Source organism: Saccharopolyspora sp. 7B, assembly GCF_020177435.1.
GTDB classification, from domain to species: Bacteria; Actinomycetota; Actinomycetes; order Mycobacteriales; family Pseudonocardiaceae; genus Saccharopolyspora_C; species Saccharopolyspora_C gregorii.
Map to the genome: position 1 here is coordinate 42,284 of NZ_JAIUKC010000006.1, position 21,481 is coordinate 63,764.

19 protein-coding genes and 1 pseudogene are annotated in these 21,481 nt (G+C 68.5%); 18 read left to right on the forward strand and 2 right to left on the reverse strand.

What is annotated here, in order from left to right; translation table 11 throughout:
* The first annotated feature begins 11 nt into the window (after positions 1 to 11).
* The 4 genes and pseudogenes from LCD33_RS01465 to LCD33_RS01480 form a co-directional block, all read left to right on the forward strand.
* Entirely contained in the window at positions 12 to 674 is a 663-nt protein-coding gene (locus tag LCD33_RS01465; protein ID WP_224966517.1) for a hypothetical protein, read from the forward strand.
* On the forward strand, positions 674 to 2,152 hold the full coding sequence (locus LCD33_RS01470) for a proton-conducting transporter membrane subunit (protein ID WP_224966518.1): 1,479 nt from the start codon (positions 674 to 676) through the stop codon (positions 2,150 to 2,152). Before LCD33_RS01465 ends, LCD33_RS01470 begins: the two co-directional genes overlap by 1 nt.
* Positions 2,149 to 3,675, forward strand: a complete 1,527-nt coding sequence (locus tag LCD33_RS01475) for an NADH-quinone oxidoreductase subunit C (RefSeq protein ID WP_224961400.1) — start codon at positions 2,149 to 2,151, stop codon at positions 3,673 to 3,675. Before LCD33_RS01470 ends, LCD33_RS01475 begins: the two co-directional genes overlap by 4 nt.
* A 755-nt stretch (positions 3,676 to 4,430) precedes the next feature.
* Positions 4,431 to 4,673, forward strand: a pseudogene (locus LCD33_RS01480) (WhiB family transcriptional regulator); the annotation flags it as partial.
* Positions 4,674 to 5,506: 833 nt separating this feature from the next.
* Here LCD33_RS01480 and LCD33_RS01485 read toward each other — a convergent pair.
* Both LCD33_RS01485 and LCD33_RS01490 read right to left on the reverse strand, forming a co-directional pair.
* A complete protein-coding gene (locus tag LCD33_RS01485) occupies positions 5,507 to 5,668 on the reverse strand; it encodes a hypothetical protein (protein WP_224961402.1) in 162 nt (53 codons plus the stop codon).
* A gap of 205 nt (positions 5,669 to 5,873) precedes the next feature.
* Positions 5,874 to 6,326 (reverse strand): Hsp20/alpha crystallin family protein, encoded by a 453-nt coding sequence (locus tag LCD33_RS01490; protein ID WP_224961404.1) that lies wholly within the window; start codon positions 6,324 to 6,326, stop codon positions 5,874 to 5,876.
* A gap of 197 nt (positions 6,327 to 6,523) precedes the next feature.
* Here LCD33_RS01490 and LCD33_RS01495 point away from each other — a divergent pair, with 197 nt between their 5' ends.
* From LCD33_RS01495 to LCD33_RS01560, 14 genes are all read left to right on the forward strand, one after another.
* Positions 6,524 to 7,189, forward strand: a complete 666-nt coding sequence (locus tag LCD33_RS01495; protein WP_224966519.1) for a hypothetical protein — start codon at positions 6,524 to 6,526, stop codon at positions 7,187 to 7,189.
* A gap of 273 nt (positions 7,190 to 7,462) precedes the next feature.
* Positions 7,463 to 8,746 (forward strand): cytochrome P450, encoded by a 1,284-nt coding sequence (locus LCD33_RS01500; protein ID WP_224966520.1) that lies wholly within the window; start codon positions 7,463 to 7,465, stop codon positions 8,744 to 8,746.
* Positions 8,747 to 8,890: 144 nt separating this feature from the next.
* Positions 8,891 to 9,580: an ATP-binding cassette domain-containing protein gene (locus tag LCD33_RS01505; protein WP_224961410.1), complete on the forward strand. Its 690-nt coding sequence runs from the start codon at positions 8,891 to 8,893 to the stop codon at positions 9,578 to 9,580.
* Between the two features lie 17 nt (positions 9,581 to 9,597).
* Positions 9,598 to 11,520 (forward strand): YhgE/Pip family protein, encoded by a 1,923-nt coding sequence (locus tag LCD33_RS01510; protein WP_224977440.1) that lies wholly within the window; start codon positions 9,598 to 9,600, stop codon positions 11,518 to 11,520.
* 304 nt (positions 11,521 to 11,824) lie between these two features.
* Positions 11,825 to 12,115: an MSMEG_0570 family nitrogen starvation response protein gene (locus LCD33_RS01515; protein ID WP_224961414.1), complete on the forward strand. Its 291-nt coding sequence runs from the start codon at positions 11,825 to 11,827 to the stop codon at positions 12,113 to 12,115.
* On the forward strand, positions 12,112 to 13,422 hold the full coding sequence (locus LCD33_RS01520) for an MSMEG_0569 family flavin-dependent oxidoreductase (protein WP_224966522.1): 1,311 nt from the start codon (positions 12,112 to 12,114) through the stop codon (positions 13,420 to 13,422). The genes LCD33_RS01515 and LCD33_RS01520 overlap by 4 nt, the downstream gene beginning before the upstream one ends.
* Before the next feature lie 8 nt (positions 13,423 to 13,430).
* Complete coding sequence (locus LCD33_RS01525; protein ID WP_224961418.1) at positions 13,431 to 14,258, forward strand: amidohydrolase family protein; 828 nt, start codon at positions 13,431 to 13,433, stop codon at positions 14,256 to 14,258.
* Between the two features lie 26 nt (positions 14,259 to 14,284).
* The gene (locus LCD33_RS01530) at positions 14,285 to 14,806 is read left to right on the forward strand and encodes an MSMEG_0572/Sll0783 family nitrogen starvation response protein (RefSeq protein WP_224961420.1); all 522 of its coding nucleotides are present in this window, start codon (positions 14,285 to 14,287) and stop codon (positions 14,804 to 14,806) included.
* A gap of 170 nt (positions 14,807 to 14,976) precedes the next feature.
* Positions 14,977 to 16,074, forward strand: a complete 1,098-nt coding sequence (locus tag LCD33_RS01535) for an MSMEG_0568 family radical SAM protein (protein WP_224961781.1) — start codon at positions 14,977 to 14,979, stop codon at positions 16,072 to 16,074.
* The gene (locus LCD33_RS01540; protein WP_224966523.1) at positions 16,071 to 17,525 is read left to right on the forward strand and encodes an MSMEG_0567/sll0787 family protein; all 1,455 of its coding nucleotides are present in this window, start codon (positions 16,071 to 16,073) and stop codon (positions 17,523 to 17,525) included. Before LCD33_RS01535 ends, LCD33_RS01540 begins: the two co-directional genes overlap by 4 nt.
* Positions 17,522 to 18,367 (forward strand): carbon-nitrogen hydrolase family protein, encoded by an 846-nt coding sequence (locus LCD33_RS01545; protein WP_224966524.1) that lies wholly within the window; start codon positions 17,522 to 17,524, stop codon positions 18,365 to 18,367. Before LCD33_RS01540 ends, LCD33_RS01545 begins: the two co-directional genes overlap by 4 nt.
* Positions 18,364 to 19,200: a carbon-nitrogen hydrolase family protein gene (locus tag LCD33_RS01550; protein WP_224961787.1), complete on the forward strand. Its 837-nt coding sequence runs from the start codon at positions 18,364 to 18,366 to the stop codon at positions 19,198 to 19,200. The genes LCD33_RS01545 and LCD33_RS01550 overlap by 4 nt, the downstream gene beginning before the upstream one ends.
* Complete coding sequence (locus tag LCD33_RS01555) at positions 19,197 to 20,285, forward strand: MSMEG_0565 family glycosyltransferase (protein WP_224961789.1); 1,089 nt, start codon at positions 19,197 to 19,199, stop codon at positions 20,283 to 20,285. Before LCD33_RS01550 ends, LCD33_RS01555 begins: the two co-directional genes overlap by 4 nt.
* 94 nt (positions 20,286 to 20,379) lie before the next feature.
* Complete coding sequence (locus tag LCD33_RS01560; protein WP_224961791.1) at positions 20,380 to 21,168, forward strand: class I SAM-dependent methyltransferase; 789 nt, start codon at positions 20,380 to 20,382, stop codon at positions 21,166 to 21,168.
* The last annotated feature ends 313 nt before the right edge of the window (positions 21,169 to 21,481 follow it).

Consider the following 21,481-nt stretch of genomic DNA (forward strand, 5'->3'; position numbering starts at 1 on the left):
CGGAGTGCGCCATGAGCCGTGACCTGTACGTCCTGCTGCTCGACGCGGCTTGCGGCGCGATGCTCCTCGCCGCCGTGCTCGTGCTGTGGCGCCGGGAACTCACCGTCGTCATCCGGGTCTTCGCGTTGCAGGGGGCCGCGCTGGCAGCTGTCGTCGGGATTTCCGCGGGTTACGAGCGCTCCGGCGAGCTGGCGGCCGTGTGTGCGGGTCTTCTGGTGCTTCGAGCCGGCGTGCTCCCGATGCTGCTACGACGTGCCTTGGCGGCGTCCGACGAAGTCGGGCGGGAGACCCGCTCTGTGGTGAACATCGCGGCTTCGCTGCTCGCGGGTGCCGCGCTCACCTTGTTGGCTTACGCGGTCTCGCAGCCGCTGGTGGCGCTCGCCCCATCACCGGCCACGGATGCCCTGGTCATCGGTGTGGCAGTCGTGTTGATCGGGTTCTTCGTCCTGGTCACCCGCCGTCGGGCACTGTCCCAAGTGGTCGGCTTCCTGCTGATCGACAACGGCGTCACGGCCGTCGGGTTCTTGACCACCTCGGGTGCAGGGCTCGTCGTGGAGTTGGGTGTGTCGTTGGACGTGTTGTTGGTGGTGCTGGTGCTGCAGTCCTTGACTGTGCGGATGCGGGATGCGTTCGGCACCACAGATCTGGCTGAACTGCGGGAGTTGCACGATTGATGATCCATTGGCTCCTCATCGCGGCGGTAGCCGTTCCGCTGGTGGGCGCCGCGGGGTGCGCGCTGGCGGGGTGGCACCGCGCGACGTCGTGGGTTGGAGTGGTGACCGCCGCGCTGGTGCTGCTCGCTTCCGCGGGCGTCGCACTGTCCGTTGTCGAGAACGGTCCGACCACGGCGCTGCACGGGATGTTGCGAGCGGACGCCCTCACCGCGTTCATGCTGGTACTGACCGGTACGGTCACGCTGTTGGCGGCTTTCGCGACTCCGGAACACCTGGCCGTGGAGCGGGCAGCTGGACGGCTGGACTCTCGTGCCGCAGTGCTCCACTGCGTGCTGGTCCAGGTTTTCGTGGGGACCATGACCTTGGCGGTGCTGGCCGCCAACCTCGGGGTGATGTGGGTAGCGGTCGAAGCGGCCACGATCGCGACCGCCCTGCTGGTGGGGCAGCAGCGGACCCGTTCCGCGGTGGAGGCGGCGTGGAAGTACGTCGTGATCTGTTCAGCTGGTATCGGACTCGCACTGCTGGGGGTGTTCCTGCTCAATTACGCGTCTCTGCACACCGGTGCTGGGGCGGGCCTCGATTGGTCGGCGCTCGTGTCCACCGCGGCATCACTGGATCCGGCGGTCACTCGGATCGCCGGCGCATTGCTGATCATCGGTTTCGGGGCGAAAGCGGGGTTGGCGCCTCTGCACGCTTGGGTGCCGGACGCGTACGGCCAAGCACCGGCGCCGGTCGCGGCGTTGATGTCAGGCGGGATGCTGGCCGTCTCCTTCTACGCCGTCTTGCGCGTCAAGATGATCGCCGATGTGGCCCTGGGACCCGGATTCGTCCGCGTCCTGCTGGTGATCCTCGCCTTGATGTCGTTGGCGGTGTCGGCATCCCTGCTGATCGCTCAGCGTGATTACAAGAGGATGCTCGGCTATTCCAGCATCGAGCACGTGGGATTGGCAGCGTTGGGTGCGGGCATCGGTGGACGGTTGGCGATCGCTGCGGTGCTGTTGCACATTTTCGGGCATGGCCTCGTGAAAACGGTGCTCTTCCTCGGCTCCGGGCGAATGTCGCAACTCATCGGTACCAGCAGGGTGGATGGGGCTCGTGGGTTGGCCGTCCGGTACCCGGTACTCGCCGGCTGCTTCGGGCTGGGTGTGCTGGCGCTTGCCGGGATGCCTCCGTTCAGCTTGTTCGCCAGCGAGATCGGGATCGCCCGTGAGGGATTCCGTGCGGGGCTGGGGTGGGCAGTTGCGGTCGCGTTCTTCTTCGTTCTGATGATCGGCGCTTCCTTGTTGGTCCACACCAGCCGGATGCTGCTCGGTGCATCTTCCAGCGGGAGAGCCGAGGTCGCACCGCCGCGCACCGGGGCGCGCACGGAGGCGGTTCTGCTCACCGGCTTGGTCGCTTCCGTCGTGCTCGGTGCCGTCGGTGGCCTCCTGGATCCCTTGTTGCCCCTGACCGCCGAGCTCCTCTCAGGAACGCCATGACTCTTCCCGACAGCGCCGACGGCGAACCGCGCGGCCACCGGCGTACCGCGTTGATCATCACGCCGGATGCCGTGTACGCGCAGGTGGAACGGTTGTTGACGGCCGGGTACCGGATCGCGATGATCGCTGGACACGATGACGGTCAGCTGTTGCGTGCCGTCTACCTGTTCACCTGTGCGGACGACGATCGCCGCGTCGAGCTGCAAGTGCCGGTCGATCGCGCTGATCCGCACCTGCCGAGCGTGGCGGGTTTGTCGTTCCCCGCGGGTCGTTTCGAACGTGAGATGCGCGATCTGTTCGGCATCGTGCCGGACGGCCATCCGCTACCGCGTCGGCTCGTGCGGCACTTCCACTGGCCGCAGGGGTGGTATCCGATGCGGCAGGACGCGGGCGAGGCACCGGAGTTCGGAGCCGTCGACGGCCCCTACCCCTTCCGAGCGGTCGAGGGCAACGGTGTGCACGAGATTCCGGTGGGGCCCGTACACGCAGGACTGATCGAACCCGGTCACTTTCGCTTCTCGGTCGTCGGGGAGACGATCCTCAACCTCAAAGCCCGTCTCTGGTTCGTCCACAGAGGAATAGAAAAGCAATTCCAAGGACTGCGACCTGACGAGGGGCTGTCGCTCGCCGAGCACATCAGCGGGGACACCTCCGTCGGGCACGCGCTGGCGTACTGCCAGGCGGTCGAGGACGCTGCGTCCGTGCGAGTACCGCTGGCCGCGCTGCGGATCCGCGCAGTGCTGCTGGAGTTGGAGAGGTTGTACAACCACGTCACCGATCTCGGCGCGCTGTGCAACGACGTGGGGCACGGCGTGCTGAACTCGCACGCCGGTCGACTGCGCGAGCGTCTGCTCCGGATGAACGACGACGTCACCGGACACCGTTTGTTGCGAGGCGGAGTGCGGGTGGGCGGAGCGGTGGTCCGGAAGCTCCCGGACCTGGCTGCGCTGGCAGCCGTCAAGGACGAGGCCGGGCAGCTGCACGACCTCGCGCTGGGGCACAGCGTGGTGCGGGACCGCTTCGCCGGCACCGCGGTGCTGTCCTCGCAGCAGGCATTCGATCTGGGAACTTTGGGCTATGTCGCCCGAGCCAGCGGGCTGGAGGTGGACGCGAGGTGGGACCACCCGGTGCTGTCTCCCCCGCAGCAGCGCCTTCACTACGAGCAGACCGGGGGAGACGTGCTAGCACGTTTTTCCGGGCGGGCTGCAGAGGTCAGTCAATCGATCGATATGATCGCGCACTTGGCGGAGCAGATAGACGGTCGGGTGTCCGCTACGAGTGGATGCGTCGATGAACCTGACGGTCTTGGTGGTTCCGGTGTAGGTATCACCGAAGGATGGCGGGGCACTATCGTGCACCGGGTGGAGCTCAAAATGAATGGGCGGTTGAGTCGGGTGAAGATTGTCGACCCGAGCTTCTTCAACTGGCCGGCACTGCCGGTGGCGTTGAACAACACGATTGTCCCTGATTTTCCATTGGTGAATAAGAGTTTCAACTTGTCCTACGCGGGTAATGACCTCTAGGGTCGGATTGGTTTCCCGGGGGCTTGGTGAGTGAGTTGCCGCAAGTGCGGATATTTTGTTGAGCCACGATGATGCTCGGCAACGTTCGCTGAACGACCTGACTCCGCGGAGTCCGGCCTCGAACATCGCTCGAGCTCACGCCTGACTGCCGAGCACGTGCCTCCCGGGATGTGGGGATGTGCGGCGGGATCTTCCGTCGTTCTGTCTGCGGTAAGATCTGACGCTCGCTCGCTGGTTCAAGGTGGTAGGCCCGATCAACAAGCTCCTAGTTTGGCGTGCCTCGGTACTGCGGGGCCTTATTTTTGGAAGTCCTGGACGAGATCGCCAAGTGCGCGCCTGACGCGTTTGGTGCCCCACTGGGGGATGAGTGCATCGAATTCTCGGCAAGCTTGTTTGAGGTCGCTGGAGGCGAGCTCCAGCAGATCTGATATGCGGCCGGTAAGCCAAATCTGCAGCAGTGTGTCCTCATGTACCGGAGTCGGGTTCTGGGTGGCCTGTCTGTACATGGAACAACAGTATTAGGGCATAGGTACCAGCTGCATTCACCTCTTAGGGGGTATTTGGCGATGCTCTGCAACTTCCTGCCTCGGTCGCGCCGAGCGTTACGCGCTATGGCCCGCTGGGACGTGGGGCGAGTGAGGCCGCCCCTTTCATGCTGCCGTACGAGTGATCCAGAACACTAAATTCGCTGCGTCATGCCTCGTCCGGGTGACGGTCACATGGGCGTACAAGTGCTCTGAACGGAGGTTCTGAACATGCGCATCGTTGACGGCGAACCGGTGGCCGAAGATCGACAGCCGGACTGGTACCAGTCCGGGCTCTGTGCGCAGACCGATCCAGATGCCTTCTTCCCCGAGCAGGGTCAGTCCGGGACGGCCGCCAAGCGCATCTGCGGCACCTGCCCTGTCCGAGAGGCTTGCCTCGAACACTCGTTGCTGCACGATGAGAGGTACGGGATTTGGGGTGGTCTCGGAGAAGCCGACCGTCGCAAGCTGCGTGCCGCTGTTCGCTCCGGTAGCGATCTTCGCGCCTCGCGGGGCGGGGCCGCGATCTGGCGGCAGCACGTGGCGTGAATGTTCCCGAGCGCCGCATCATCTCAGCGACGAAGGAGACGTGATGGCTGACAGCACTCCGGCGTCGAACGTCGAACTCGAGCACGCCCTCGCGGCGTTCGAACGCGCGCTGGCAGAACACGCGCAGGCCCACGAACGTCATGCCACTGTCGAAGACGAGGACGAACACCTTCGCGACCTGCGATCAGCAGTGCTTCGGCGGGCCACTGAAGCATCGCCCACGACTTGGCCCCGGTCGCGATGCTCGCGCTGCCACGGGACACGGATGATCACAACTTTGCAAGCCCGATACGGTCCCGACGCCACGCCGTCCTTCGTCCTCGCTCCGCGGATGTGCCCGCAATGCAGGGGAACCGGGATGAGTCTCTCTCTCGCTGACGACCAGCGCGACTCCCGCTGAGGCTCGTCCGGTCCCGGTGACGTCCACAGCGGGGCTTCTGCCGCATTCGGGGGAGGCGTGCACCTGACGTTGCGTGCCCGATGTCGTTCCAGGCAAGGATGCAGGTGTTGACGATGGTTGTGGTCTCCGAAGGGATAGTGGTGGGAGAGCACGAGACAACGCCTCCCGCCACGCTCGCCTGCACACCGCTTTCCTGAGCCCAGGAAGCGAAGAGCACCGTGGCTGCCCTGTCCCGGCCGACTCTCGCGCAAGAAATCGTCCGTCTTTTTGGCATGATACCTGCATCGGCTGCATGAAATATCCGTTCGGTCATCGGATGGACCGAGTGGTGCGTCGAGGCAGTCGTCGAACGCGACGATCAGAGGGGCATCTCCCCCTCGATGTCGGGATCGCGCTCTCCGTGCGGGTTGTAGAGGTTCCACGAAGGTGGCCGGGTGTCGTGGAGGTCCCGTTCGAGGCCGGCGATGCGGCAGGCCATGGCCAGCGCGGTCAGCTCGGGATCGCCCAACAGGGCCGGCACGCGGGCCGGTGTCGTCCAGCTGCGCAGGAAGTCCGGGGGTGACGCGCAGCATCTCTGCAGCTCGTCCCACGGTGTAGACGGGATGGTCGATGTCGTCGAGTGCGGTTCCAGTCCCCTCGGCGCCGGAGCGTTCGGGTCTCTCCTGCTGCGGCCGGTAGGGCGTGCCCGGGCCGATCTGCGACCCGGGCACGCGGAACGGGTGGGGTCAGCTGCCGCCGCTGTCGATGACCTTGCGGCCGCCGGTGTCACGGCGCCCGACCTGGATTTGGCGGGGCTTGGCCTGCTCGGCCACTGGCATGGTCACGGTCAGGACTCCGTCGGCGTAGTCCGCGGTGATGTTGTCCAAGTCCAGCCCGTCACCCAGAGCCAGCTGCCGGGAGAAGGTCCCGCGAGGTCGCTCGGCGGCGATGTAGCTGATCTCGCCGTTCGTATCGCTTTCCGTGCGGCCTTGACGCTGGGCTCGCACGGTCAGCGTGTTGTTCTCCGCCCTGACCTCCAGCGAGTCCGGGTCGATGCCGGGCAGGTCGAACTCGGCGACGTAGTTCTCGCCGGCGCGGTAGGCGTCCATGGCCATGCCCTGCGGCGCGCGGCTGGTGCCGAACACCTCGGTGGTCAAGCGGTTGAGATCCCGGAACAACGGGTCGAACGCGAGCGTCATCACAACTCTCCTTTCCCATGTGGAGCTGGTCGACCGACGGGCAGCGCCATGGCGGCGCACCCGTACGCCTTTCTTCGGGGCAGTTCGGATGCCAAACTTGACAGGTCCGCCGATGAATCTATTCTGTACTCACGAACGGAGAATTTCAAGTCCGAGGGTGAGGCCCGCTGACGAGCCGGGTCGATCGCAGGAAGGTGGTGAGCGTTCCGGTGCCGGTGCTGCACGTGATCTACCGCTGGTGCGCTGCGGAGGCGGGCGACTGGGAGCAGTGGCGGGGCTATGCGATCGCCGATGACGCCGCGGTGGAGGCCGACACGCTGTCAGGAGCTCGTGAGCGGATGTCGGAATTGTTGAGGCGCCGCGTCGAGCCATGGCCGTGGGAGGCGGTGGTCGAGCACGTTGAGCGGCCGCTCGGTCCGGGGCTTTGGATCCGCGAGGCGCTTGACGAGCACAGCGACGAGCGCGATCACGCGTCCCGCGTCGTGCTCGAAGCCTTCGGTGATCGTCGTGCGCGGGATCAGCTTGCGGCCCTGCCGGAGACCAGTCCTGGCGGAGTCGTCGTCGTTGCGGGCGTTCCCGGCGACACCCTCGCCTGGTGCCTGGACCAACACGATGAGCGTGGGGCGTTGGTGGTCGCGGCCGCGGTGAGCAACCACCGTTTGTGGTGGAACGCGCTGGTACCTGAAGTCCGTTCCGCGGCTACGGGGTTGCCGGTGGCAAGCGAGTTGAGCGACCCCTCTCTCGGCGGTGCCGCAACCCTGGACGACTGGATCGCCGCCAGCGAGTGCGGTCGGTTGGTCACGTCGCCCGCGGCCGGGACCGCATCTGGCGGCCGACCGGCCCTTTTGCCCGCGGCCGCGTAGCCGTGCGCGGTGGTGGACAACGGCTCGCCGTGTCGCCAGCTCGCCGAGCGAGCGCGGGGTTCACGTCGGGTCGACCGCGTGCGAAGCCGTCAATCGCCCAGCAGCGGCGAACGCGCACGAGCGGGGGTCCCGAACCGCCGGACACCGGGAAAATGGAAGGTGGGCACACCGGCAGGCGGCGAAGGCGATGTACCTTATCGGGAACAGCGTGCGTGAGCGTCTGCGGGTGTCTTTTTGCGGTTGAAGTGCTTGAGTTCGTTCTCGCGGAGGCGGATGCCGCAGCTGCTGTGCTTGGATGCGGTGAGTTCGGGCCTGCTCTCCTGGTTCGCGGGCCGCTACCGGAGTGTGAAGCAGGGCAGCGGTGTGGAATTGTCCCAGCTGCGGTACCTGCCCAAATCGGCGAAGGCGGTGCTGCAACGGGACGGGGTGTCCCCGGTGCCGGAGCTGACTCGTGGGCGGTCGATCAAGCCTGTGCGGCGGCTGCCGCTGCCGATCGGCCGGAGCGTGTGGCTGGTCACCGGTTATGCGGAGTGCAAGCACGTGCTGGGTTCGTCCTGTGGGTTCAGCAACGACCTCGGTCGAGTGCTGGGCGCGGAATCCGTCAGCAGCAGCCCGGGACTGGGGTTCGCCGATCCACCCCGGCACACGCGGTTGCGCAAGCTCTTGCAGCCGGAGTTCACCAAGCGCAGGATTGCCCGGATCCGGCCGCGGGTGCAGGAGATCATCGATGAGGCGCTGGACGCTGCGGCGGCGAAGTCGGGCCCGGTGGACCTAGTCGCGGAGTTCGCGGCGGTCATCCCCGCTGCGGTGATCTGCGAGCTGCTCGGCATGCCGCGGCACGACTCCGAACGCATCCAGGAGTTGAGCGAGGCGCGGTTCGACCTATCCGGGCGGGCACAGCACTCGTTCAACGCGATGACCGACTCGTTGGAGTACTTGCGCGGCGTGCTGGCCGAGCAGCGGCGAGACCCGGGCGACGGCCTGCTGGGCGCGGTGGTGCGCGACCACGGTGACGAGGTGGACGACGACGAACTGGTGGGCTTGGCCGACGGGCTGCTCACCGGAGGCTTCGAGACGACTGCGAGCATGATCGCAATCGGCGCACTGCTGATGTTGCGGGATCCCTCGATCCCGCAACAGCTGCGCGAAGACCCCGGCAGCGCGAACGCGTTCGTCGAGGAAGCGCTGCGCTACGCCACCGTCGTACAGGTCGCGTTTCCGCGGTTCGCAGAGGAAGACACGGTCATCGGCGACGTCGAGATCTCGGCGGGGGACGTGGTGCTGTGCTCGCTGAGCGCCGCCGACCGCGACCCGGCCCTGGGCGAGGGCATGGACGAGTTCGACATGGCACGCGGTCGCACCGCGCACCTGGCGTTCGGCCACGGCATCCACCGCTGCATCGGGGCGGAGCTCGGACGGATGGAACTCGAGCGCGCGTACCTGTCGCTGGCGAACCGGTTCCCGCGGATGCGGCTGGCCGTTCCGGAATCCGAGCTGGATTTCCGGCAGCTGTCCATCGTCCACGGATTGATTTCGCTGCCGGTGTGGTTGTTCTGAGTCGGTTTCGGAGTCGCGGTCCGCGAGCGAGGTGCGGTCCCGGGCCCCGGATCGACGGACCCGAGCCTACCGGTGGCGCAGATCGTCGTCTGGCGGCGGGCGTGGTGCTGCGTGTTCGGATGACGTCGTGGTTATGGTGCCCCGGTGCCAGGGACGGATGTCATCGCTGAGGGACTGTCGGTGCGCGGTGGGAGGGGGCCGGTTTTCGAGAACGTCTCCACCGCCGTCGAGGCCGGTGGCGCGTTGCTGGTTCGCGGCCCTGCCGGCTCCGGCCGGACTTCGCTGCTGCTCGCGCTTTCAGGCCGGATGCGGTTCGTCAGTGGTGCGGTGCGCGTCGGTCAGCACTACCTGCCCCGCGAGGCCGCTGCGGTTCGCGAGACTGTCGCGCTCGCCCGCGCGGGACCGGCCTGTCAGCTGGAGGAACGGCTGCGAGTCGACGACTTGATCGCGGAGCGTTGCTGGATCGATCGGGTCGACCGGCCCGCCGTGTCCGCCGCGTTCGACCTCGTCGGCATCGACGTGCCCGGCAGAGTGCGGGTCGAGGACCTGGATTCCGTGGCGAACGTGCTGCTCGCGGTCGCACTGGCGGTGGCGCGCGGGCCGGGCGCCGTGGTCGTCGATGAGCCCGACGACGGATGCGCACGGGAGGGGCGGGCGCGGGTGTGGAGCGGCCTAGCCCGGGTGCGCGAATCAGGAATCACCTTGTTGCTCAGCGGCACCGACCCCACACCGAACCTCCCGGACGCGGTGCCCGTCGTGCTGCCGCAGCGCAGCGGGGAACGCTTGGCCGGTGCCGAACGCGCGGAACGGAACGGGGGACGGGGAGCCACATGACCGCCGTCAAACTGGCCTTGCTGGAACTGCGCAGATTTCGGGGTCCGCTGCGGAGAGCGGTCCCGCCGTTGCTGTGCCTGATCCCGCTCCTCTACGGCGCCACGTACCTGTGGGCGAACTGGGATCCTTACGGCGAGCTCGACCGGATCCCGGTCGCCGTGGTCAACCAGGACCACACCGGGCACACCGCGCAGGGTCAGCGCGTCGACGCTGGTAGCGAAGTAGAGCAGCAGCTCAAGGCGGCTGGGACGTTCCAGTGGAGCTTCACCGACGCGGCGGAGGCCGAAGAGGGGCTCGCGCAGGGGCGCTACTACTTCACGATCACCATCCCACCGGACTTCAGCACCAAGCTCGCGACCGCGAGCAACACCGTTCCCGAACAGGCCGGGATCGACATCCGGCTCAACGACGCGAACAACTACATCGCCGGAATCATGACCGAGGTCGTGCAGCCGCAACTGCAGGACCAGATCAACGCGGCGGCGCACGGGGCCTACGTACGCAGCATCTATGGTGAGCTGTCCGAAGTGAAGGACCGGTTGGCCACGGCGTCCGACGGTTCCCACCGGTTGCTCGGCGCCACCGAGGTCGCACAGCAGGGAACCGGTTCGCTGATGTCCGGGACCAGTGCCTTGCACGACGGTGCCGGGCGAGTCAGCGACGGCGCCGCTCAGCTGGCCGAGGCGACCGGGCAGGTCGATCAGGTCACCGATGAGCTCAACCGCGCGGTCGCGGACCGTCTCCCTGCGGCCGCGGACCAGCTGGTCGACACCGCCACGACGGTGGCCCGCGGTGCTGCCTTCGCGCACGCCACCACCGGCGCGGTCAAGCGCGGCACCGCGCGCGGTGTGCAGGACGTCGACGAACTCGTGCGCATCCACCCCGAGCTGGCCGACGAACCGGTGGTGCAGCGGGCCCGCGACCACGCACATGATCTCGACGTGCGTGCCGGCCGGGCTGATCGAGAAGCTGCTTGGAACCAGCAGCGGGCGGACCAGGCCCTGGCCGAGGCGAACGAGACCCGCGACCACATCGGTCGGGCCCAACGCAAGGTGCTGGACGCGAACGTACCGCTCCGAACGGTCGACTCCGGAGCACATGCCGTGGCTGAGGGAGCCCGGACGATCAGCTCCGGGATCGGCGCGCTGGAAGAGGGGTCCGGCGCAATGCGGACCGCCGCCGACCAGGCGAACTCCGCTGCCGCCGACCTCACGCGCACGGTGGACCAGGCTTTCGTCCGTATCCCGGAGACCGACTCCGACCAGATCACCGAAGCGGCGCGCGTGCTGGGGACCCCGGTGCGCATCGAGCGGGAGAACCTGAATCCGGCGGGACCCTACGGACGCGGTTTCGCCCCGTTCTTCTTCAGCATCGCGCTGTGGGTGTTCGGGCTGTTCGCGTTCCTGCTGCTGCGGCCGGTCAACCTGCGGGCGCTGGCCGGGCGGGTCGGCTCGCTCACCATCGCGGTCGCCGGATGGCTGCCCGCGGCGATCCTGGGAGGTGCGGGAGCGTTGATCCTCTACGCCGTCGTGGACCTCGGACTAGGACTGGCGCCGCGCCACGCGCTCGCCTGCGTGGCTCTGATGCTGGCCGGTGTCGCCGCGTTCACTGCGATCGACCACTGTTTGCGCACCGCTTTCGGCGTTCCCGGAGATGTGGTGTCGCTGGTGCTGCTGGTGTTGCAGCTGACTTCGTCGGGCGGACTGTACCCCGTGCCGACCACTCCCGGGTTCTTCCAGGCACTCCATCCGCTGTTGCCGATGACCTATCTCGTCGACGGGCTGAGGATGACGATCTCCGGTGGCCTGGTGGAACATCTGGTGCGGGACTTCGCGGTGCTCGGTGGATTCTGGGCGGCATTCCTCCTGACGACCGCACTCGTAGTGCGCAGACAGCGGGTGTGGACGGTCGGGCGGCTGCACCCGGACGTCGAACTGTGAAGTCCGGTGCCCCCGCACCGCTTCCCAGCTGCGCGGGAGACGCAGAGCAAGCCGCCGTCGTGGTGGGACTCCAGGAGTTGAGCCGCGCCCGGCAGTGAGGTGCGGCCCCGGTTAGCGAGCGCGTGGTGCGGCGCGCTGACGGCCGGCGCGCCTCGTTCGCGGTGTCGTAACAGGGTCGCGTGCGCCGGAACCGCTTGTTTTTCCGGATGTCGTCGTCCGGAAACAGCTGGTCGTTGGAATGGTTCTCGTCGGCAGCGACGAGGTTCCGCCTCGTCTTCCCGCTACTGGAGGACCGATGCCAGAGATGCGGTTTCGAGTGCGTTGGCCGGACGGTGCGGTCCAGCAGTGCTACTCGCCATCCACGATCATCGAAGATTACCTCGAGGTCGGCCGTACCTACCAGGTCACCGACTTCGTCGAACGCAGCAGGCAGGCGTTGCGGATCGCCGACGAACGGGTGCGGGCGAAGTTCGGCTTCGGCTGCACCGCTGCCGAAGGGCAGCTGGCCGAGATCAACGCGACCGCCCGCGAGCATCCGTCCGATGGGCGGGTCGTCGTGGAGGCGATGCACTCCCCTGCGGGGAGGCGGCGATGACCCCGCGCGAGTCGCGCTACCCGGTCGTGGTGGTGGGCGGCGGGCAGGCGGGACTGTCGGCCAGCTACTGCTTGCGGCAGCGCGGCATCCGGCACGTCGTGCTCGAAGCCGAGCGGCTGGGCCACGACTGGCGCTCCCGTCGCTGGGATTCGTTCTGCCTCGTCACCCCCAACTGGCAGTGCGCGCTGCCGGGATTCGAGTACCGGGGAGCCGATCCGGACGGCTTCATGCTCCGTGACGAGATCGTGTCCTATTTGGAGAGCTACGCCGAATCCTTTGGCGCACCGGTGCTGGAAGGGGTGCGTGTCACGCGATTGCGACGGTCCACCGGTGGCTCGTACCTGCTGGACACGACGGTGGGAGAGTTCATCGCCGAACAGGTGGTGGTCGCCACCGGCGCTTACCACGATCCGAGCAGACCGGCTGCGGCCGAACGGATCCCGGCCGGTATCGAACAGCTGCACTCGGCCGACTACCGCAGTCCCTCGGCACTCCCGGCCGGCGATGTGCTGGTCGTGGGCAGCGGTCAGTCGGGCGCACAGATCGCCGAGGACCTGCACTTGGCGGGACGCGGTGTGCACCTGGCCGTCGGCAACGCGCCCCGGGTGGCGCGGTTCTATCGGGGCCGCGACTGCGTGGCGTGGCTGGACGAGATGGGGCATTACGCCAAGACCATCGACGAGTTCGCGGATCCCGCCCAGGTGCGGAAGCGGGTGAACCACTACGTCACCGGCAGGGATGGCGGACGGGACATCGATCTGCGCACCTTCGCGGGCCAGGGCATGCGGCTGTACGGGCGTCTGCTCGACATCCGCGACGGCCGGGCCGCGTTCGGTGACGACCTCAAGTCCGGATTGGACGCGGCGGACCAGGTGATGGAGTCCATCAAGGACGCCATCGACGCGCACATAGCGGCTCGCGGCATCGACGCGCCCACCGAGGCCCGGTACACGCCGGTGTGGGAGCCGGACCCGGCGACCCATCCGCGCGAGCTGGACTTGGCCGAGTCCGGGATCACGACGGTGATCTGGTCTACCGGGTTCCGCCCGGACTACCGCTGGATCGAGGTCCCCGTCTTCGACGGTCGCGGTCATCTGGTGCACCGCCGTGGCGTGACCAGTGCACCCGGGCTGCACTTCCTCGGGCTGCCCTGGCAGCACACCTGGGGCTCCGGCCGGATGGAAGGGGTCGGCAGGGATGCGCGGTACCTCGTCGAGAGGATCGCCGCGTCCCGCCGCATCACCGACGTGTGCGGTGCGCTCACCGGCAGATCACCGTCACGTTCCGCCGTCCCGTCGCCGAATTGAGGTGAGCAGTGAGCGACAACCTGGTCTTCGACGCGCACCGGCATCTCGGGGTGCTGCCCGCGCACCCCTTCTACGGTGGCCCGGCCATCAACGCCGACACCACCGCCCGAGCCACGGTCGGCCAGCTGCTGTCCGATCTGGACGCGGAGGGGACGGAACGAGCTTTGGTGCTGCCGAACTACGGCGTGCCCGATCCCGATGTCGCCTTCGCGCACAACGAGCTGGTCCTGGAAGCCGCCCAGCGGGACGACCGGGTGCGCGCCGGGCTGTGGGTGTCCGCACGACCGGAAGATCGAGCGCGCACGGCGAAGGCGCTCGCGCTGGCCGGTGAAACCGGTGTGCGGGCGCTGAAGCTGAGCTTCCTACTCGGTGGATCACCGACGGCGCCGGAGTGCCGACCCCTGCTCGACGAGATCTTCGCGGTCGCCGAGCGCCACGGCCTGGTCGTGCACGTGCACACCTCGCCGGGCGCCGCCTCCGACATCGACCAGGTGGGCAACCTGGTCGACTGGTACGCCGATCGCTGCGCGGTGCACCTGGTGCACTTCGGAGGAGGCATGAGCGGCCACATCAAGCTGGCCGGCTCGCGCTTCTTCGACTGGGTCGCCGCCGGAAAGCGCGTGTACACCGACCTCTCCTGGGCCATCGGCTTCGCCCCGCACTGGCTCGCCCGGGAGATCGAGCACCGCGGCATCGGACACGACCGCGTGCTCTTCGCCAGCGACCAACCGTGGGGTGACTTTCCCGGCGAGTACGCCCGGATGCGGTCCGCAGCCGGTGACGGCTACTTCGGCGAGCTCGTGTTCCGCGAGACCTTCGCCGCGCTCTACGACTGAAAAACACCGTGATCAGAGGAGAGAACATGACCGAGACCGTCGAACTCACCGATGTCGAGCGCAAGTCCCGCGACGAGATCCCGCACCCGTCGCTGCCGGAAGGGTCCAGCATCTACGGGGCCACCAAGGTGTTCCCCGACTACGAGGCGGAAAACGGGGAAACCTACTTCACGTTGGTGCACGGCATCGCGCACGAGTCCTCGGTGAGCTTCGTGGCCGTGCTGCAGGCGACCCGCGCGCTGCGCAAGGGATTCGAGTCGGCCGTGTACTTCTACGGGCCGGGTTCGCTGAACTGCCTGGCCACCCGCGGATTCCCGACCACGGGGAACTCCGCGTTCCCCGGGGAGCACAACATCAACGACCAGCTCAAGACCTTCATCGCCGAGGGCGGAAAGGTGTACTGCTGCCGGTTCGGCCTCTCGCTGCACGGCGCGCGGGAGGAAGACCTCATCGAAGGCGTCATCCCCACCCACCCGCTCGACGTCCAGGACGCGATCATCCACTACGCCCGGAAGGGCGCGATCATCAACTCCACCTATCAGCTCTGAGCCCAGTTCCCAAGTTCCCATCCCGAAATTCGCCGCAGCGCGCGGTCGTGCCGTCCGGGGGCCCCCCCCCGGGGGGGGGGGGGGGCCCCCCGGGGGGGGGGGGGCGCGGCGGGGGGGGGGGCCCGGGGCGCCGCGTGCGGGGGATCGCGGGTTTTTCATGGAGGTGTGTCGTGAGCGTCGATACCGAACAGGGGCGAACCAGCACGCCGGTGGACGTGCGGATCATGACCCGTGCGGAGCTGGCGTTGCACGGGGTCCGGCTGGACGCCGAGGTCGCGCGTCCCGCCGGCGCAGGGCCCAGCGACGACGGCCACGTCCTCGTCGACGGCGCCGGTGCCGCGTTGCCCACCAACCCCGCCAGCCCGTACTCGGTGCGCGACGGTCGGGTCTGGCTGGGGGAGGAGGACGTCGGAGTCGAACTCGCTCCGGTGCGCAGGCCCAATTTCTACGACCTGAGCACCGCCGAAGGCGTGAGCTACGAGCGGATCGCCCGGCTGCACGGCGCTGACGTGCTCGCCACCACCGTGGTGCAAACCTGCATCCGCTACGCCGAATCCGACCGCTGCCGCTTCTGCACCATCGAGGAATCGTTGCGCGGTGGCGCCACCGTGGCGGCGAAGACTCCCGCGCAGCTGGCCGAGGTGGCCGAGGCGGCCGTTCGGCTCGACGGGGTGCGGCAGATGGTGATGACCACCGGCACCACCACGGGGCCGGACCGCGGTGCGCGAAACCTGGTGCGCTCTGTCCGCGCGGTGCTCGCGGCGGTGCCCGGTCTACCGATTCAGGTGCAGTGCGAACCACCCGGTGAACTCCGCTGGATCGGTGAGCTCAAGGACGCCGGGGCCACGGCGATCGGCATTCACGTCGAAGCCCTCGACGAGCGGGTGCGGCGCCGGTGGATGCCCGGGAAGTCGCAGGTTCCGCTGAGCGAGTACGAAGCGGCGTGGGACGAGGCCGTGCTCGTCTTCGGCCACAACCGGGTGTCCACCTATCTGCTGGTCGGCCTCGGGGAGGACCCCGACGAGCTGATCGACGGCGCCGCCGGGCTCATCGAGCGGGGCGTGTACCCGTTCGTCGTCCCCTTGCGGCCGATGGCGGGCACACTGGCCGCCCGTGACGGCGTTGAGGCGCCCAGCGCCGAGTTGCTGGCCTACGTGACGGACGCGGTGGCCGGGCTGCTCAGGCGGGCCGGAATGTCGGGTGCGGATCAGGGCGCGGGGTGCGCGGCCTGCGGTGCCTGCTCGGTGCTGAGGACGGCGGGAGGATGAGTGTGATCGCCTACGAAGAGCTGCTTCCGCCCGGAGGCCCGCCGATGCCGGACGTCCTGTCGCTGCTCGGTGACCGCGCGACCCTGTCCGGGCAGCCACCGTTTCGAATCGAAGCGGCCGACGCCGGGGCCCTCGCCGCGTACCGACGCCTGCGGCACCAGGTGTTCGTGCGGGAACAGGGCCTCTTCGCCGGAACCGACCGGGATGATCGGGACGATGATTCGCGGACGGTCGTCCTGGTGGCCCGCTCCGGCGATGGTGGAGTGCTCGGGGGAGTCCGGCTCGGTCCGGCGACCGACGGCCCTGATCTCGGTTGGTGGTACGGCGGAAGACTGGTCGTCGATGGTGCGGTGCGCGGAACGCGCGGAGTGGGTCCGGCGCTGGTGCGCGCCGCCTGCGCGCACGCCGAGGCCGCCGGTGCGCTGCGGTTCGACGCGACGGTGCAAGTGTGCAACGAGCCCCTGTTCGCACGACTGGGCTGGGACCGGGTTCGCGAGGTCGACGTGGCCGGTGTGCCGCACACGTTGATGCGCTGGCCCGTGCGTCGCGTGCACGATCTCGTGGAGGCGACCAAAGCTCCGCTGGGGCCGCTGCTGGACGCGGCCACCGGACCTCCTGGTGCATTCGGCGGCGCCGGATTCGTGGGTGACGACGGAGCCCCGGTCCCGGGCAGTGACCTGGTGGCGGCGTGTGACGCGATCGTCCCGGCGATGGTCGAGCGCGACCCGGAGTGGGCCGGTTGGTGCGCGGTACTGGCCAACGTCAACGACCTCGCCGCGATGGGAGCGGAACCGGTCGGGCTGCTCGACGCGATCGGTGCCAGGAACACCGCGCACGCCGGACGCCTGGTCGCCGGGCTGCGGCGTGCTGCGGACGCCTACGGCGGGATTCCGCTGCTCGGCGGGCACACGCAGCTCGGCGTGCCCGGCTCGTTGTCCGTCACCGCGCTCGGGCGCACCGCCCATCCCGTCCCGGGCGGCGGTGGCCGCGCGGGACACGAGGTCCGGCTGACCGCGGATCTCGGCGGTGGCTGGCGCCACGGCTACCGAGGTCGGCAGTGGGATTCCACCAGTCACCGGCGCACGCCAGAACTGCGCGCCATGCTCGGCGCGGTGGCCGCCGCGAGACCGGCGGCGGCCAAGGACGTCTCGATGGCCGGGGTCGTGGGCACCCTGGGCATGCTCGCTGAAGCCAGCGGGTGTGCGGCGGTACTCGACGTCGCCCGCGCGCCGCGCCCCGCCGGAGCGACGTTGGGCGACTGGCTGACGTGCTTCCCCGGCTTCGCGGTCCTCACCACCGATGACGCGGGGAGCGACCCGCTGCCGGCGGGACCCGCCACCGGTGCCACGTGCGGAGAACTGGTGCGGGGCGGGGGCGTCGGGTTGCGGTGGCCCGACGGCGAGATCACAGCAGCGATCACCACGACGGTGACTGGAATGGGGGATGCATGAGCACGTTGCGCCTTGCCGCCGTCGCCGCCGAATTCGGCCGCGACCTGGAACAGGACTTCCTGATCGTCGAGAAGCTCGTCGAGCGGGCTCGGTCCGCGGGTGTCCAGCTGCTGGCCCTGCCGGAGGCATGTCTCGGCGGTTACCTGCTCGGTCTCGACGGCTCCGCCGCCGACGACCCGGGACCTCCCGCGCTGGAGCTGGACGGGCCCGAAGTGCGGCGGCTGGCCGCTCTCGCCGGGAACATGACCGTCGTAGCCGGATACTGCGAGCGGGCCGGGGACCGGAAGTTCAACAGCGCGGTCTGCGTCAGCGGCGACGGCGTGCTCGGCAACCACCGCAAGGTGCATCAGCCGCTGAGCGAGAACGCCAGCTACGACTCCGGCGACTCCTTCCACGCCTTCGACACGCCCGCCGGACGGCTGGGCATGCTGATCTGCTACGACAAGGCGTTCCCCGAAGCGGCTCGCGCGTTGGCTCTCGACGGTGCGGAGATCGGGGTCTGCGTGTCCGCTTGGCCGGGGTCGCGCACCAACGCCGCGGCGGATCTCGCGCAGGACCGGTGGAAGCGCCGCTTCGACCTGTTCGACCGGGCCAGGGCTTTGGAGAACCAGGTGCTGTGGCTTTCGGCGAACCAGGCGGGAACCTTCGGTTCGCTGCGCTTCGTCGGCAGCGCCAAGGTCGTCGATCCTGGAGGCGAGGTGCTCGCCGACACCGGAGTCGAAGGAGGGGGCGCGGTCGCTGACGTCGACGTCGACCGCGCGCTCGAAGCGGCGCGCAGGCACATGGGACACCTCCGCGACCGGCGGCCCGATGCCTACCTGGCTGGCGCGGGCCTGTCATGAGCCTGGTCCGCATCGGCGCTGCGGCAGCGCATTTCGGACGTGACCTCGAATTCGACCTGGCTCGCATCGCCAAGCTGATCGACGATGCTCGTCTGGCCGGTGCCGGGTTGCTGGTCCTGCCCGACGCCGCCCTCGGCGGCTACCTCGCGGAGCTGCGTCACCCCGGCGCGGACGCGCTGCCGCCCGCGCTCGCTCCCGACTCGCCGATGATCCGGCGAGTCGCCTCGCTGGCTGCCGACATGGTCGTCTGCGTCGGCTACTGCGAGGACGGCGGCGACGTGCGCTACAACGCCGCGGTGTGCGTCAACGGGGACGGTGTGCTCGGCAGGCACCGCAAGGTGCACCTGCCCGCTGGTGAGACGCAGGTCTACTCGCCGGGCGAGTCCTTCGCGGCATGTGACACCCCGATCGGCAGGGTGGGCATGCTCATCGACTACGACAAGACCTTCCCCGAAGCCGCGCGGTCGTTGGCGCTGGATGGTGCGGAGGTGCTGGCCTGTCTATCGGCTTGGCCGACCAGCATCACCAATCGCGCACCGCGAATGGCCCAGGACCGGCAGGCCAAGCTCTTCGACCTCTACGACCAGACGCGCGCGGCGGAGAACCAGGTCGTGCTCGCTTCGTCCAACCAGACGGGGACCACGGGTGCTATGCGGTTCTTGGGCCAGGCGAAGGTCGTCGGACCCGGCGGGGACGTCCTGGCCCGCACCTGGTCCAAAGCAGGGCTCGCCATCGCCGAGGTCGATGTGGCGGCTGAAATCGAACGTGCCCGGCGAGTGCTGCACCACTTGGGCGAGCTGCGGCCGTCGTCCTACCGCGGGGGTGGCAGATGAAGATCGCGTTGGTGAGCTACTCGACCAAACCGCGTGGCGGTGTGGTGCACACGCTGGCACTGGCCGAAGCGCTGGCGGCAGCAGGCGAGGATGTGGCGGTCTGGACTCTGGGACGCGGCGGTGACACCGGATTCTTCCGGCCGGTCCACGACGCCGTCGAGGTGCGGATCGTTCCGTTTCCCGACCGGCCGGGCGGCGAAACGGTGGGCGAGCGGGTGTTGCGCTCGATCGAGGCGCTCGGTGCGGCGTTCACCCCGGACGAGTACGACGTGGTGCACGCCCAGGACTGCATCAGCGCCAACGCGGTCGGCGACTGCGTGCGCACGGTGCACCACATCGACCACTTCAGCACACCGGAGCTGGCAGCCTGCCACGAGCGCGCCATCATCACCCCGCACTCGCACGTCTGCGTCTCGCACTCGGTCGCCGACGAGCTGAGTGCGGGATGGGGCGTTGAAGCCGAGGTGATCCCGAACGGGGTCGCCTACGAGCGGTTCGCCGATACCACCGAACAGGACCGGCGGTACTGGACCGACAGGCTGGGCCGCTACGTGCTCACCGTCGGCGGAATCGAGCCGCGCAAGGGATCGCTGGATCTGTTGGAGGCATACGTGCTGCTGCGCGAGCGGCAACCCGATGTCGCACTGGTCATCGCAGGCGGCGAAACCCTCTTCGACTACCGCGACTACCGGCGGCGCTGGGAGGACCGCGCGGTGGAGCTCGGCGTCGAACCGGTGGTGCTGGGACCCGTCGCCGAGCACGAACTTCCCGGCTTGGTCGCCGCCGCGAGCGCCTTCGCGTTCCCGTCCACCAAGGAGGGATTCGGATTGGCCGCGATGGAAGCGTTGGCGGCCGGAACTCCATTGGTAGTGCGAGAGCTCCCGGTGCTGAAGGAGGTTTTCGGTGCCGCGGCTCGTTTCGCCGACGGGGCGGAGTCCTTCGCGGCCGAGCTCGCGGCCGCGCTGGCCGATGACGACCTGGATCGCCGGGAGGCCGGGCGAACGCTGGCCGCCGCGCACACGTGGCAGACAGCGGCCGAGCGCCACATCGCGTTCTACCGCTCCCTCAGGCGGGGTCGTTCCTGAGCGGAGCGGCCCCGCGTGCTTCCCTGGCCACGATCTTCTCTGAACCCGATGGTTCGAGCGGCCGCGCAGGATGACCTCTCCTAGTGTTGCGATCATGACCGAGGACTACTTGACCGATTGGAACGCCGATGGGGTGGCGGAGCGCTTCGCGGAGTTCGACACCGCGCTGTGGTGGCGGCTTGGTTATCGCGCCCTGCCGCAGTTGCTCGCACCTGACCGGTTCGACGGAGAGCGCCCGACCTTACTGGACCTGGGGTGCGGGGACGGGACGGTCACGTCATGGATCGCGCAGCACACCGCCAGCGCCGTGGTCGGCGTGGATCGATCGTCGGTGATGATTCGCGCGGCTCGGCGCGGTGCGGACCCGGCGGGACACACCAGGTTCATCCACAGGCCGGCAGACCGCACCGGTCTCCCCACCGACTCCATCGATGCGGCGTGGGCCGCTTTCCTGGCGGTGTGCTTGCCGGACATGGCAGCACTGCGGGCAGTGGTCGCCGAACTCGCACGCGTAGTACGGCCCGGGGGGCGCGTGGTGCTGCTCGACAGCCATCCCGACACCACGGGAGTGGATTTCGGAGACCTGGTACAGGGCGAACTAGACGTGAGCTATTCCGAAGGGGATCGGCTCCCGGTCCGGATGCGGCGGCAGGACGGCAGCTGGAGCTCGATCACCGACACCTACTGGTCGCGCGCCACTTACGATTCGGTGCTGGGCGAGGCCGGGTTCGAGGACCTCGAGCAGTGCGAGCCGCTGCTGGACCCTGCTAACGGGGCGGAGGGCGATCCGGTTGAGCCGGAACGACGGCAGCGATGGCACGCAGCGACGGCACGACCCCCGTTCCTGATCGTGAGCGCCCGCAGACCGCTTGTCAGGAGCTAGGCCGAGCCGGACTGCGTGCATCACAGCGTCCGAACCGCGGACCCGGCACCCGACGGCAGCCGGGGCGGAGGATGCCGCGTGCTCGTCGGGACGGTGATCGATGCTTCCTGGAAGGGCACAGGGCATTCGTTTTCCTCAGCGGGCGGCCAGATGAGCCATTCTCCCGCCGTGGCAGAGGCATTGGTACCCGGTAGACTCAGGCCAGCGGGATGACGTGCGGAGCAATTCGAGCGCAGCGTCCGCCGAACTCCGCAACAGTGGATGTGCGCAACGCGATGGGCATGATCCGGACGCCGCAATTTCGGCAAGGCGG